This is a genomic window from Flavobacterium ginsengisoli (assembly GCF_029625315.1).
Lineage (GTDB): Bacteria > Bacteroidota > Bacteroidia > Flavobacteriales > Flavobacteriaceae > Flavobacterium > Flavobacterium ginsengisoli.
Genome location: NZ_CP121110.1, coordinates 2,514,453 through 2,527,802 on the forward strand (window position 1 = coordinate 2,514,453; position 13,350 = coordinate 2,527,802).

The 13,350-nt window shown below is 34.8% G+C and carries 13 protein-coding genes and 2 pseudogenes; 5 read left to right on the top strand and 10 right to left on the bottom strand.

Annotated features, from left to right (window positions below):
* Window positions 1–318: 318 nt before the first annotated feature.
* From P5P87_RS11660 to P5P87_RS11695, 8 genes and pseudogenes are all read right to left on the bottom strand, one after another.
* A complete protein-coding gene (locus P5P87_RS11660; protein WP_278022650.1) occupies window positions 319–1,389 on the bottom strand; it encodes a hypothetical protein in 1,071 nt (356 codons plus the stop codon).
* 76 nt (window positions 1,390–1,465) lie between these two features.
* Window positions 1,466–1,945, bottom strand: coding sequence for a hypothetical protein (locus P5P87_RS11665; protein WP_198857586.1), 480 nt, complete (start codon window positions 1,943–1,945; stop codon window positions 1,466–1,468).
* An 87-nt stretch (window positions 1,946–2,032) separates the two neighbouring features.
* The gene (locus tag P5P87_RS11670; RefSeq protein ID WP_278022651.1) at window positions 2,033–2,374 is read right to left on the bottom strand and encodes a YybH family protein; all 342 of its coding nucleotides are present in this window, start codon (window positions 2,372–2,374) and stop codon (window positions 2,033–2,035) included.
* Window positions 2,319–2,513, bottom strand: coding sequence for a hypothetical protein (locus tag P5P87_RS11675; protein WP_278022652.1), 195 nt, complete (start codon window positions 2,511–2,513; stop codon window positions 2,319–2,321). The genes P5P87_RS11670 and P5P87_RS11675 overlap by 56 nt, the downstream gene beginning before the upstream one ends.
* Window positions 2,514–2,542: 29 nt before the next feature.
* The gene (locus P5P87_RS11680; protein ID WP_422854097.1) at window positions 2,543–3,061 is read right to left on the bottom strand and encodes an L-asparaginase family protein; all 519 of its coding nucleotides are present in this window, start codon (window positions 3,059–3,061) and stop codon (window positions 2,543–2,545) included.
* A 24-nt stretch (window positions 3,062–3,085) separates the two neighbouring features.
* Window positions 3,086–3,663, bottom strand: a pseudogene (locus P5P87_RS11685) (asparaginase domain-containing protein); the annotation flags it as partial.
* 21 nt (window positions 3,664–3,684) lie between these two features.
* Window positions 3,685–5,134, bottom strand: a pseudogene (locus P5P87_RS11690) (aspartate ammonia-lyase).
* Window positions 5,135–5,172: 38 nt separating this feature from the next.
* Entirely contained in the window at window positions 5,173–6,399 is a 1,227-nt protein-coding gene (locus P5P87_RS11695) for a DcaP family trimeric outer membrane transporter (RefSeq protein ID WP_278022655.1), read from the bottom strand.
* 655 nt (window positions 6,400–7,054) lie between these two features.
* Between P5P87_RS11695 and P5P87_RS11700 the strand changes: the two genes are divergently transcribed.
* A complete protein-coding gene (locus P5P87_RS11700) occupies window positions 7,055–8,419 on the top strand; it encodes a tetratricopeptide repeat protein (RefSeq protein ID WP_278022656.1) in 1,365 nt (454 codons plus the stop codon).
* Window positions 8,420–8,495: 76 nt separating this feature from the next.
* On the opposite strand, the gene P5P87_RS11705 is transcribed toward P5P87_RS11700, so the two are convergent.
* The gene (locus P5P87_RS11705) at window positions 8,496–8,954 is read right to left on the bottom strand and encodes an Lrp/AsnC family transcriptional regulator (RefSeq protein ID WP_278022657.1); all 459 of its coding nucleotides are present in this window, start codon (window positions 8,952–8,954) and stop codon (window positions 8,496–8,498) included.
* A 161-nt stretch (window positions 8,955–9,115) separates the two neighbouring features.
* On the opposite strand from P5P87_RS11705, the gene P5P87_RS11710 reads away from it, so the two are divergent.
* Window positions 9,116–10,018: an EamA family transporter gene (locus tag P5P87_RS11710; RefSeq protein WP_278022658.1), complete on the top strand. Its 903-nt coding sequence runs from the start codon at window positions 9,116–9,118 to the stop codon at window positions 10,016–10,018.
* Window positions 10,012–10,773, top strand: coding sequence for an alpha/beta fold hydrolase (locus P5P87_RS11715; protein WP_278022659.1), 762 nt, complete (start codon window positions 10,012–10,014; stop codon window positions 10,771–10,773). Before P5P87_RS11710 ends, P5P87_RS11715 begins: the two co-directional genes overlap by 7 nt.
* Here the strand turns inward: P5P87_RS11715 and P5P87_RS11720 are convergent.
* Window positions 10,770–11,015: a hypothetical protein gene (locus P5P87_RS11720; RefSeq protein WP_111362850.1), complete on the bottom strand. Its 246-nt coding sequence runs from the start codon at window positions 11,013–11,015 to the stop codon at window positions 10,770–10,772. The genes P5P87_RS11715 and P5P87_RS11720 overlap by 4 nt on opposite strands.
* Window positions 11,016–11,310: 295 nt before the next feature.
* Here P5P87_RS11720 and P5P87_RS11725 point away from each other — a divergent pair, with 295 nt between their 5' ends.
* On the top strand, window positions 11,311–12,528 hold the full coding sequence (locus P5P87_RS11725) for a putative DNA modification/repair radical SAM protein (protein WP_278022660.1): 1,218 nt from the start codon (window positions 11,311–11,313) through the stop codon (window positions 12,526–12,528).
* A 45-nt stretch (window positions 12,529–12,573) separates the two neighbouring features.
* Entirely contained in the window at window positions 12,574–13,350 is a 777-nt protein-coding gene (locus tag P5P87_RS11730; protein ID WP_278022661.1) for a TIGR03915 family putative DNA repair protein, read from the top strand.

The window sequence follows — 13,350 nt, forward strand, 5'->3', positions numbered from 1 at the left end:
GCGAAAATTTTACCAATCAAACGTTCCTACGGAACGTGTAATCGTGATTTAAATTTCGTTTCTACTACCGATGAGACGTTCCTACGGAACGTATATTTCTAATTCAAATTTCGTTTCTACTGATGAAACATTCCTACGGAACGTATATTCCTGATTCAAATCTCGTTTCTACCGATGAAACATTCCTACGGAATGAATTGCTTCAAAAATCTTGTGTGTATTTTTAAACATGACTTCATTAGATATAAAAACCAAAAATGCGCAAACCCAAAAAGGACTTACGCATTTTTTCTGATGAAACATTATAAAAAACGCCGTTTATCTTCTTCTTCCGCCGCCTCCGCCACCGAAGCCACCGCCTCCCATGCTGCGAGAACCGCCTCCCATTTGTCCGGCGCTTGGTCTTGAAGACGCTCCTCCTCCTCTATTAAAATTGGAGTTCGAAGAACTTCCTCTATTTAGATTTGAAGTCCCTGCACTTGGCGATGAACTCTGACGGGTTCTTCCAGATGCATTAGTATTCCCTGCACGATTGGAGTTTCCTCCTGATGGTCGTGTACTTGCCGAAGGACGCGAATTACCCCGATTTGTATTGTATCTATTATTGGTCGAATTGTCTCGCACTGTATTAGATCTCGATCTATTATTATTGTAATTATTAAAACTGTTTCTGTTATTAATATATACATTGTTATGTCCGCCATGATAATGCCCGCCGTGATAGCCATGATGATGGTAATAATGGTTATGACGATAAATTCCGACCGCCAATACAGTAAAAGCAGCGAAATAAGGCGGATAAAATCCGTAATAATAAGGTGGATAATACGGCACGTAAGCTGGTGAATATACATATTGTACAATTGGCACCGTTTCTACCACAACGGCTGTTACGGCTGGCGCGCTTTGTACGGGATCGTCTCCTGTATAAGCAGGGTTTGATGTTTTTGCTGCCGAGGATTTGCTTACTGGTTCGATAATATAATCTTTTCCATACAGCAGTTCATCGCCTACAATCTGCATTTTTACTTTTCCGTTTTTGTCTTTATCGACAAAAATAACAGCGACGTCTTGATTCTCTGTTTTGCTAACGGCAACTTGAAGAACAAACGTAAACGAGTTACCATCTTTCTTGGTAATTACTTTTATGAAGTCTACTTTTTTGTCTAGATTCAAATCGAGATTATTGATTCCTGTTTTCTCTAAATTCAGATTTTTTTCAAACTCCTCAATGGTTTTTGATTTCTGAAAGAGTGTCATTACAGCATACAAATCTAGATTATCGCCTGGAAGTCCTAGTTCTTTACCATCGTTATCAGACTGACTAAAAATTAGCTGGGCAGACATGATTAATGCAACTGTCAAATATTTTGTAAATTTCTTTATCATATTAAGAGTATAAAATATTAGTAAGCGGAGTAGAAAATGATCTTTCTATACTTTCTACTCTGTACCCAGAAATCGTCTAGTGTTTTTTGGTTTTATCCAGTTCGCCAATAAAAGGAATAGCATTCTGAATTTCAGCGCGTATAGTCACTTGCAAATACAACTCAAGCTGTACAAATTTTGCCGCATTGATTCCGCCAATAGCTTTTGCCAGTTTAGAATGCGTTTTGGCAAGTAATTTTTCTGAATCTTGATTGTATTTTAAGTTTGCCGCTGTTAGCTCTGTAGCTTTAGCATCGCTTAAAGTCGAATAATTGTTTGCATAGTCTTCGAGAATTTTAATCTTTTGCTGACTTAAGGCTTTGCGCTCTGCTTCGTATTTATCATAAATAGGCTGAAATGCTGCTGCTTGTGTGTCAGACAAATCCAAATATTCTTTGACTACATCTGCCTTTGATTTTCCATAAAGATCTTGGATCAAATTAATTTCATCTACAGAAGATTGTGCAAAAGCACTTAATCCGAAAACCAACGAAAGTATAAATAGTAATTTTTTCATAATCTTAATTTTAAAGTTTAAATAATTTGCTAAAGTGATAGCTACACATTACTTCCAAATCAAATTTAAAAGTTTTAAAAATGCATTTTATTCTGTCAATCCATCAGAAGCACTCATATCTCTTAAACAAACATATTTGCCATCTCTTTTTTCAAAAAGACTCATATAATTTCCAGTATTTATAGGCGTTTTTGTCGAGTCGGTTACTTTATAATATCCTACTTCTACCACCATGTTACCATCGTGAGAAACAAAAACTTCTTTGGTTTCAAATGAGATTACATTTGTATTATTTTCTAAATCTGATTTTAAAAATTCATATCTAGCATCTTTACCAATAATTGGCGGTCTGTTTTGATAAAAAGTAATGGCGTCATCTGCATAATATCCAATCTCTTTCAATTGACCAGCATTGTATGTTGCAAGCATATTCATTTTCTTTTGCCTGAATTTCTTTCTTGACTTGCTTTAAGTCAATCACAACATTTTCGTCCTTTTTTGTATTGCAGGAAACCAATAAAACACAAAAACCAGAGAGAACCGCTCTTATAATTATTTTATTTTTCATAGACATTAAATTTTCAAGTTGATATAAAACTATTTCGTTTTACAAACAGATTCAAAAATTTGTTCGTAAACACAGTTCTTTTTAATATTCTTCGAATATCTTTTGAAGTTCGGCCAAGCTTCTTTTTTCAACAATGCTACCGACAATAAGATTCTAGATTTCTGCGGATTTAAAGCATATGAAGCAATTAATCCAAGTTCATCATCGTTGCATTCTACATTACGGCTTACAAGTCCAGTTGCTACACGTGTGCTTCGAACTACTATAATTCCTTTTTTGCTAGCTCTTGCACAAGCATCTAGAGAGGCTTTGTTCATATTTCCGTTTCCTACTCCAGCAATTACAATTCCTTTGGCACCGCGTTCTATAGAAGCATCAATTAAATCTGGCTTCATATCTGCATCGGCATAAATAATGTCTACACGAGGAAAAGAGCTAACGCCTTTTACATCAAACTCTGAGTTTTTTCCAAATTTTTGACTAGGATAATTAAAGAAATCGTTTGTTCCGTAAGAAGTAATACCGATAAGTCCTCTAAGCGGAGACATAAAAGTCTGAACGGCCGTTGTACTCACTTTTGTTAAAGATTGTGCCGAATGAATCCAATCGTTCATTACCAAAAGTACACCGCGTCCTTTTGCTTTAGGATCGCCAGCTACTGCAATCGCATTATAAAGATTTAAAGGTCCGTCTGCGCTAATTGCTGTTGACGGACGCATTGATCCTACAAGCACTACTGGTTTATCTGTTTTTGTAGTTAGATTTAAAAAAAGGCCGTTTCTTCCATTGTATCGGTTCCGTGTGTAATTACAAAACCGTCTACATCATTGCTATCGGCTAACTCATTAATTCTATTGGCTACTTTCAGCATAATTTCAAATGACATGTCCTGAGATCCGACATTCGCAATTTGCTCGCCTTTTATATCGGCTACTTTCAAAGCATCTGGAATTGCATTTACCATTGCATCAATGGTAACTTGACCAGAAGTATATCCTGACTGTACTCCTGTTTGAGCAGAACCGGCAATTGTTCCGCCTGTTGCTAATATTAGAACTTTAGGCTTAGCCTGTCCGAACATGCTGATATTGAGTGATAATAACAGCAGTAAAAGTATTTTTTTGTAAAAGTTGATATTTAATTTCATCATTTTGTCGTTTAAGGTTGAGAATTATTTTTGGCCTGTTAAAGTTGCTGGATCAAGCAGTTTTTTAATTTGGTCTTCTGTCAGCAATTTCTTTTCGCGTATAAGTTCTAAAATACCTTTATTGGTTGCCAATGCTTCTTTGGCCAATTCAGTTGTTTTTTCGTAACCCAAAATCGGATTTAGAGCCGTTACAACACCAACACTTCGATCCATATAATGCGCCAAAACGTCTTTGTTTACTGTAATGCCATCGATACAGTTTTTTCTAAATAATGGCATTGCTTTAAAAAACAATCCTTGAGATTCCATCATGGCAATGGCCTGAACAGGTTCAAAAGCATTTAATTGCAATAAACCAGATTGTGCGGCAATCGTTACGGTCAAGTCATTTCCCATTACTTTAAAACACAATTGGTTCATAAGTTCTGGCATAACCGGATTTACTTTTCCTGGCATAATTGAAGATCCTGGCTGAAGTGCAGGCAAATTGATTTCGAAAAAACCAGTACGAGGACCAGAGGCCAAAATGATCAAATCGTCGCTTATTTTTGCCAAAGCTACTGCCATGCTTTTAAGTGTAGAAGAATACATTACAAACCCTTGTTGACTAGTCGTAGCAAGCAATAAGATCTTTACTCATTACAATTGGTTTTCCTGTAATTTTTGCCAGATGTGTCGCTACTTTTTCAGCATAACCTGGAGAAGCAGTAATTCCTGTCCCGATTGCTGTAGCTCCCATATTTTGTTCGCATAAATAAACTTCCGCTTTTTTTAAAGCACTAATTTCTGCGTCAAGCTGATTCCCGAAAGCATGAAATTCCTGACCTACAGTCATTGGTACAGCATCTTGCCCTTCGGTTCTTCCCATTTTTAGAATGTCTTTAAATTCATCGCCTTTTTTATGGAAAGCTTTAGCCAAAAGATCTGCCTCTTGAAGCAGTTTATCGTTATGAAGAAGTAATGCCACTTTTATGGCTGTTGGGTACACATCGTTTGTTGATTGTCCCATATTAAGATCATCATGAGGTTCAATGTATTGATATTCTCCTTTTTTATGACCGCTTAATTCCAATGCAATATTGGCTAAAACTTCGTTTACATTCATATTCGCAGAAGTACCAGCACCGCCTTGATACAAATCGACCAAAAATTGATCATGATATTTGCCATCAATTACAGCTTGGCAAGCTTTTTCTATAGCAACAAGTCTATCTTTTTTAAGTCGGCCTACATCTGCATTGGCACGTGCTGCGACTAATTTAACCATTGCAAAAGCTTTTACATAGTCAGGATAAGATTGCGTAGTCAAGCTACTTATCTGAAAATTTTCTAATGCACGGGCTGTTTGTACTCCGTAGTACGCGTTTGCAGGAATCTGTTTTTCTCCCAGAAGATCCTTTTCAGTTCGAGTCTGCGCATTAAGAGCAATTACAGACAATCCGAACAATAGCAGATATTGTACAGTTTTACACATATTTTTCTTTTTTAAGTGATTAATAAACACAAAGCTTTCTATTGATTTTTTCTATAAAATGCTTCAGAGAAATTATATTTAAAAGAAAACTGTATTTTGTTTATGGAAGTGCTCCATCCGTCGTTGTAATTTTCGCGGTTACCCCACTGAAATTCAGCTCCAACCATACAGTTTTTTACAGGAGTATACAAGATATTTGCGAGAGCGTATTGTCCCTTTTTAAAGGCGCTGTCTGTTTGTCCGTCTGAGTTGTCAATATCAATCATCGAATATCCTATTGCAGTACTAAACTTATCACTCCAATTATGATCTAAAAAAGCGACAACACCAACCACAGGAAGCGCAACACCTTTTACAGGAGTTACAGGATTACTCAGATTATTTTTAATACCTATATCGACAGGAGCATCATTCATGTAGTTCTGTACTCCTTCTCCATACATAACTTGCCCTCTAAAAACATCATTTTTACTGAAGTTAATGTTGGTACTTAAGTTAAGTCCCCACCCTACTGCATCTCCTGATAAATTATACTGATCGTTGTTTTGATCTTTCCATTCAATTTTTCTTACGATACCTGCTAGCTCAATATACCCCCATTTAGTTCCAAGATGGTATTCTGCTGAAAGGTCTGGCAACGGAAATCTTGCTTTTACGCCTTGCAATTCTACACGATTGGCATAATCTCCCTGATCGGCACTTGCTCCAGGTCTTTCTAATGCAATGGTTAAACGAGTATCGCCTTGAATTGGCATATATCGAATCTGAATGTTTCTAAAAAACACCATTCCAGTTGGCCCCCAATATTCTAGTGAATTCGGAAATACGCCAATATCCATAAAGGGGCTCCAAGTTTGTCCAGCTCCAAATTTTCCTAACTCGGCATAAGCATGACGCAAACGAAAAGTAGTCTGTCCAGCATCTACACCAGTACCAAACAACTCGAATTCGAAATGTGTTTTCAATTCTCCAAGTCCAGTATTAAAATAATTTTTAAAGCCAAGTCTAGTCTGGCGTACAGAAGCATAGTAATTGCCGTCTGGACCATATTCATTTTTATACGAAGGCAGTTTAGTTGGCCTTACCACATCATACCAATCTGATTGAATTTGATTAAAATTATAACCAACATCGGTCATAATGAAACCATAGATTTCCATGCTTTTAGATCCTTCTTCTTGAGCTTGAGCTAAAGCGGAAATGAGAAAACAAATTATAATGGCTCGATGCCTGATCGTGACCATTTGTAAAAACCTTTTTTTCATAATGATTATAGTTTGTTTATTGTGGGATGCTTTACTACTATTCATTTGTTTTTTACAATCTGGGCTTAAAAATAAAAGTGACTTTATTTCAAAAATCTGTATTTCTCAGAACTGGCTTTTAGCTTAAAAAATCTTTTCAAAATTCTTTAAATTTTGTTTTTTGGGCAGACAAAAAAATCAAGAACTTCATAATGTTGTCTTCTTTTTTGTTAAAAAAGCAAAAAAAAGACACTTCACTAACTGATTATCAAGCAAATATAATCAATGCTAGTGCACGATTAGGGTTATTAACGGTTACATTTAACGGTTAAAAAATCAGATTAATAATATTAATATGTTAAATATTCACATATTTTTATAAATTTGTAACTACATCATATTTAACACTTTACTCGCCCAGTGACTTTTTTTTCGACGTTAATAATTTCAAATAATTTATTATGGAGTCAATAAAAAAAATCCCCCGGATACCATTTACAATGAACTGGAAAATGTTTTAAAGTTTAATTCTTTCAAGAATTCAATACTGTTAAGCAATTTTCTGCGATATATAGTCACAGAAACCATAGACCAAAGACAGAAGTTTATTAAAGAATATTCGATAGCTGTAAATGCTTTAAGCAGACCTTCTCATTTCAATCCTCACGACGACGCAATGGTTCGTATTCATGCAGGGCGATTAAGAAAACTTCTCAATGAATATTATTCTTCTGACGGAAAAGATAATTCGGTGATTATTCATGTCCCCAAAGGCGGTTACGTTCCCGAATTTATTCATAATAACAAAATGAGGCACATTGATTTCCCTATTAACACAAGTAAATCAAATCTGGTCATCACAGTATTTCCATTTAAATCGACTTCTCAAAGGCCCGATTTAGAAGCTTTCTCTCAAATTCTTTCCGAAGAAGTAAGCGCAGAACTTTCGCGTTTTCAAGACATTTCTGTAATAGGCCATTTTGCATCTAGTGTAATTTCAAAAATTAATGAAAATATTCTAGAAGCCGCCAGTTTAGTAGGCGCCGATTTTATTATAACAGGGCATATTCAAATTATTGATAATAAAATGCAGATCAGAGTCAATCTTGTAAACTCCTCATCTGGTAAATTTATATTGACTAAATTGTTTACGCCTGCCACAATCGATGACGGTATTAGAATACAAAATGAAATCGTGAAAGATATCGTTTCCAGCATGGGCGGTTATTATGGCATTATCTTTAAAGAAATGGTAAAAACAGCACCTTCTAAAATATCAAACAATTCGGGTATTTTAAAAGCAATCTGCAGTTATCACGAATATCAATGCTCCTATTCTATAGAAAATTATGCAAATGCATTGTCCAATTTAAATGATGCCGTAGAATTAGATCCAAACCATGCTATAGCTTGGGCAATGTTGGGCGAAATGCAATTGGTCGCTATCGCTCTTGGAATAGACAACTGCAAGAAAACAATCGAAAAAAGCAGTCACTGTATTACAAAAGCATTGAAAATAGATCCCAACTGCCAACAGGCTTGGTATTCTCTAGCACTTTTAAGCTGTTTTAAAAAAGATCAAGATAACTGTCTTTCTGCCGCAGAGCAATGCATAAAAATAAACCCTAATTCTTCTGGCATTATCTCAGGAATAGGTCGCATGTTAATTTTTGCAGGCTATTTTGAGAAAGGCTTTAATTTAGTAGAAAATGCAATTCGAATAAATACTTCGCATCCGTGGTGGATTAATATTGGATATTGCTACTATTACATTCATAAAAAAGAATATCAAAAGTCCTTATACTGGGCAGACAATATGGACTTTAACGAAACCATTTGGGATTCTTTGCTAAAAGCGGTTTCCTTATCCCTGCTAAATGAAGATGCAAAAGCTAAAATACAGCTAAACAACCTTCTAAAACTACAACCCCAAACTCCAACAGAAATCAAAGAAATATTTTGCAGTTTTATGTTTTCTGATGAGGTTGTTTTTAGAATGGTAAACAGCTTAAAAAGAATTGGATTAAAAGAAGATATTTGATTATTTATAAAATATAGAAAACTACGCAAGTCCTAATAAAAAAGGCTTTGCGTAGTTTTTTGTTTTTAACTCTAAATTAAAAATGCAATTTAGTTGATTGCTTAATGTAGCTCATAACAAAAGAACTCTGGACTTTACTGATATTTGGGATATCTGAAAGCTTTCTAATAAAATCATTAAACGATTCTGGATCTTTTACCACAACTTTCAAAACATAATCAAAAATCCCTCCTGTAACATATCCTTCTACAACCTCATCAAGTGCTGCGACTTGCCTCGAAAATTCTTCTACAAGATCTAAACGTTGGCTGTTTAGAGAAAGATTTATAATGACAGTAAAATTTAATCCAACTTTTTTAGGATCAATTATAGCGACATAATCTTTAATATACCCCTCGTTTTCAAGTTTTTTAATTCGGTCGTAAACAGAAGTTCTAGACATATTGAGTCTTTCTGTCAAATCGGTTATATCAAATCTTGCGTTCTCTTGAAGAATTCGAAGTAACTCTATCTCTTGTTTGCTTAATTCTTGCATCGGATTTTTTCCAGTTAAAGTATAAAAAATAATTCATTTTAGGACAAAATACATAAATATACGCATTTTAAAATATTAAATACATATTTAAATTAAAAATAACGACCATTATTCTTCATTTTATACTTTTGACTGTACAAAACATATTTTCAAGAATAAAAATGAACAAATATATTATCATCGTCGCTTTGGGCGCATTAAGTTTCGGAATGCTTTCTTCTTTTGCCAAAATCGCTTACGGAGAAGGTTATTCACCTGCCGAAATCACTTTGACACAAGCACTTGCAGGAACTTTAATTTTATGGTCTATCGTTATTTTCAGAAAATTAAAATACGGCACTAAACTAACATTAAATTGGAAATTGCTTTTAGCAGGAACCACAATGGGCTCTTCGGCTTATACTTACTATTTATCTGTGGCTTATATTCCGGCATCATTAGCAATTGTTTTATTAATGCAAATTACCTGGCTAAGTATTTTGGTCGATTGGATATTTTTCAAGAAAAAACCAAATACGGTAGAAGTCGGTTCGACACTTTTTATCATTTTAGGAACTATTCTCGCAGGAAACCTTTTAGACTTAAGCAATGCTAATATATCATTTACAGGAATAGCTTTGAGTTTATTATCGGCTTTGCTTTATACACTTTATATCGTTTTTACGAGCAAAATTGGCAAAGAAACTCCCATGTTCGAAAAAAGTGCTTTAATGACCAGTGGTTCTGCCATGATTATATTTTTAATTAACTGTGAAGCCATTACTACAAGTACACATTTAGATTTTGGATTGTTGCAATGGGGAACATTTTTAGCCATTTTTGGAACCGTAATTCCGCCTATCTGTTTTACAGTCGGGATGCCTAAAATTGGCGCTGGCTTAAGTTCTGTTTTACTAACTTTAGAATTACCTGCGGCTGTTTTTTGCGCTCATATTATTTTGGGAGAAAAAGTCACTTTTCTGCAAATTATCGGAATTGCGATAATGCTTGGCTCAATCGTGTATCTTAACATATCGAAAGCTAAAAAGGATAAAGTGATTCAAAACGAAACCGCAATATGTTAATCCATATAAACGAAAATAATCTTTACGCCGAATATCACAATAATTTTGAAAATCGTCCGACTATTGTTTTCCTGCATGATTCTTTGGGTTGTGTAGAACTATGGAGAGATTTTCCAAGAAGAATTGCGACCCTTTGCCAATGCAACATTTTAATTTATGACAGATTAGGCTACGGAAAATCGGATCCTATGCAGACTTATATTCGTCCTGTAAATTATCTGGAACAAGAAGCTGACGTTTTAAACTTATTACTCGAAAATCTAAATATTGAAAATGCCATTTTATTTGGCCACAGCGATGGAGGTTCGATCGCATTAATTGCCGTAAGTAAATATCCAAATCGAATTAAAATGGTCATTTGTGAAGCGGCTCATATTTTTGTTGAAGAAATTACCCTAAACGGTATTCGCGAAGCTGCTGAAGCGTATCAAAATACAAACTTGCCTCAAAGGCTCCAAAAATATCACGGAAACAAAACCGAAACTATTTTTAAAGCTTGGACTGAAACTTGGTCGCGAAATGATTTTAGAAACTGGAATATTGAACATTTCCTTCCCAAAATCAAATCTCCGCTACTATTTATCCAAGGTGAAAAAGATGAATATGGAACTTTAGATCAAGTCGAAAAAACAATAACTGCTACATCTGGGAAAGCTGAAAAGTATATAATACCAAATACAGGACATACACCACACAAAGAAACTCCAGAAATTGCAATAGAAAAAATAGTCGCGTTTATTACAGCTTATAACTAAGCTACTTTTTTTGCTACACGTTTTTTCTTCTCCAATAATTTAAGATGATTTTCGGCACACAGAATTTTCTCGGTCGTGCCGTTTTTTTGTATTTCGATGAGGTAATGAAAATCTCTTTCTTTTGAAGTCGATTTTATAATCAGTCCCTTTTTAAAATCCATTTTCCTTTCGATAATGGTTCCCTTATAAGATATCCCACTCAATGCTGTGTAGGAAACATCTTGTCCTTTTACAAATTTCATTGTTTTAGCCGTTTGTTCCTAATAATTGCTAATACTTCTAAATCTGAAAAACTAATATTAAGGGGGGAAATCAGTTTTTCTACTTTGGGCGAATGTAAAAAGTTTTGACAACTTACAACCCCGTATTTATACCTGTTTTGAAGTTTAAAGATAGTTAAAATTTGAATGTAAAAATAACCTTTCAAAAAAAAGTTGATACAATTTAGAACAGTTTCTTTCGACTCTTTTTTAGCATGAATTCCTAGTTTTGAAAGAATGAATTTTCGTTTCAAAAAACAACTAAAAAAAGAGCAAAATGGTACAGGAAAGAGTAATGGAGAAATTGGCGATTTTAGCAGATGCGACCAAATATGATGTTTCTTGCTCATCAGGACAAAGTACACGAAAAAACAAAAACAAAGGATTGGGCGACACAGGAGGCGGAATCTGCCATGCCTTTACAGAAGACGGACGCTGTGTTTCGCTTTTAAAAATCCTACTTACCAACCATTGCATTTTTGATTGCGCCTATTGTGTGAGCCGTAAAAGCAATGATATTAAACGAGTCGCTTTTACCGTTCAGGAGGTTGTTGATTTGACAATTGGTTTTTATCGAAGAAATTACATTGAAGGGTTATTTTTGAGTTCTGGCATCTTCGACAATGCCGATTATACTATGGAACGTCTGGTTAGAATTGTCAAAAAACTTAGATTGGAGGAAAATTTTAATGGTTATATCCATTTAAAAGCAATTCCAGGTGCTAGCGAAGAATTACTAAAAGAAGCTGGATTATATGCCGACCGTTTGAGCGTAAATGTTGAAATGCCAACAGAACAGAGTCTTAAACTATTGGCTCCAGATAAAAATCATAAAGACGTGATTAAGCCAATGGAATATCTTAAAAACGAAATTATCGATTATCAGGAAGAGAAAAAATCCAATTACAAAACACCGCTTTTTGCTCCAGCTGGACAAAGCACGCAAATGGTAATTGGCGCAACAAAAGAAAATGACATGGAAATTCTCGGAATGGCCAATTATTTTTACGAACAAATGAAAATGCGCCGTGTCTATTATTCTGGTTATGTGCCAATAAGCCACGATAACAGGCTTCCTGCCATTGGAACTCCAGTGCCTATGATTCGCGAAAACCGATTGTATCAAGCAGATTGGCTAATTCGCTACTACGGATTTAATGTCAATGAAATTGTTGGTTTTGACCAGCCAAATCTTGACTTAGATATTGATCCTAAATTGGGTTGGGCATTGCGAAATCTGCATCAATTTCCAGTAGATATCAATACGGCAGATTTAGAATTAATTCAGCGTATTCCGGGCATAGGTTTTTTGAGCGCGAAAAAGATTGTTCGTCGCAAGAAATTTCAAAAAATTACAGCCAGAAGATTTAAAGAAATTAGGAATTGCTTACAGCCGATCGAAGTTTTTCTTGGCTTTTTCTTCGCCTTTCTATATGCAAAAAGACCTAACTTCTGTTCAAATAAAAAGTCAGATTTTGAATTTGCAAAACAGTAAATACAAGAATAATTTTTCGAACCAACTTTCTTTATTTTAATTCAAATGACACAAATAGTTTATGATGGAAGTTATGAAGGCTGGCTCACCGCGGTTTTTGAAATTTACGAGTACAAACTTAAAGGCATTGTTTTTGCCAAAGAAGAAATTTCAAATACCCTTCTTTTTTCCAATTCCCATTTTGTAACAACAAATGGAGAAAAAGCAAATCGAGTTTTAAATGACTTGCAGCAGCGTCTTTCGCATCATGGTTTCAACAATATTTATTTTGCCTTTTTATCTGAATTGGAAAAGATAGAAGAAATCTTGTTTCGATTTGTCGAATATGCTTTTGCAAGTCCAATTAATATAGAAGGAGATTTAAGCCGAATCGAAGTTTCGAATGTAAAAAAAGCAGCGCATTTAACGGGAAAAGAAAGTCATAGAATGAAAGCTTTTGTTCGGTTTAAACTAACAAAAGACAATTTATACTATGCCATTGTAGATCCAGATTGCGATGTTTTACCAATTATTGAACAGCATTTTAAAAATCGATATTCAGATCAACGCTGGCTAATTTACGACTCCAAACGCAAATACGGAATTTACTACGATCTAGAGAATGTCTCTACTGTCGAAATGCAGTTTGAATCGAATGCATCTTCGAGTTTTTTAGCCGAAATAAATGATGAAAACGAGGAGTTTTTTCAGAATTTATGGCGCAACTATTTCTGTAGTGTCAATATAGAATCGCGAAAAAACACGAAACTTCATATCAAACACATGCCAAAACGATATTGGAAAAATTTGACAGAGAAAATTCCAAACCTCAACAAAAGGTAA

Excerpts from the sequence above, each read along its gene's own strand:
- P5P87_RS11660 (WP_278022650.1), bottom strand. The coding sequence starts at position 1,389 with ATGATAAAGAAATTTACAAAATATTTGACAGTTGCATTAATCATGTCT.
- P5P87_RS11665 (WP_198857586.1), bottom strand. The coding sequence starts at position 1,945 with ATGAAAAAATTACTATTTATACTTTCGTTGGTTTTCGGATTAAGTGCT.
- P5P87_RS11670 (WP_278022651.1), bottom strand. The coding sequence starts at position 2,374 with ATGCTTGCAACATACAATGCTGGTCAATTGAAAGAGATTGGATATTAT.
- P5P87_RS11675 (WP_278022652.1), bottom strand. The coding sequence starts at position 2,513 with ATGAAAAATAAAATAATTATAAGAGCGGTTCTCTCTGGTTTTTGTGTT.
- P5P87_RS11680 (WP_422854097.1), bottom strand. The coding sequence starts at position 3,061 with ATGTCTCCGCTTAGAGGACTTATCGGTATTACTTCTTACGGAACAAAC.
- P5P87_RS11695 (WP_278022655.1), bottom strand. The coding sequence starts at position 6,399 with ATGAAAAAAAGGTTTTTACAAATGGTCACGATCAGGCATCGAGCCATT.
- P5P87_RS11700 (WP_278022656.1), top strand. The coding sequence starts at position 7,055 with ATGGTTCGTATTCATGCAGGGCGATTAAGAAAACTTCTCAATGAATAT.
- P5P87_RS11705 (WP_278022657.1), bottom strand. The coding sequence starts at position 8,954 with ATGCAAGAATTAAGCAAACAAGAGATAGAGTTACTTCGAATTCTTCAA.
- P5P87_RS11710 (WP_278022658.1), top strand. The coding sequence starts at position 9,116 with ATGAACAAATATATTATCATCGTCGCTTTGGGCGCATTAAGTTTCGGA.
- P5P87_RS11715 (WP_278022659.1), top strand. The coding sequence starts at position 10,012 with ATGTTAATCCATATAAACGAAAATAATCTTTACGCCGAATATCACAAT.
- P5P87_RS11720 (WP_111362850.1), bottom strand. The coding sequence starts at position 11,015 with ATGAAATTTGTAAAAGGACAAGATGTTTCCTACACAGCATTGAGTGGG.
- P5P87_RS11725 (WP_278022660.1), top strand. The coding sequence starts at position 11,311 with ATGGTACAGGAAAGAGTAATGGAGAAATTGGCGATTTTAGCAGATGCG.
- P5P87_RS11730 (WP_278022661.1), top strand. The coding sequence starts at position 12,574 with ATGACACAAATAGTTTATGATGGAAGTTATGAAGGCTGGCTCACCGCG.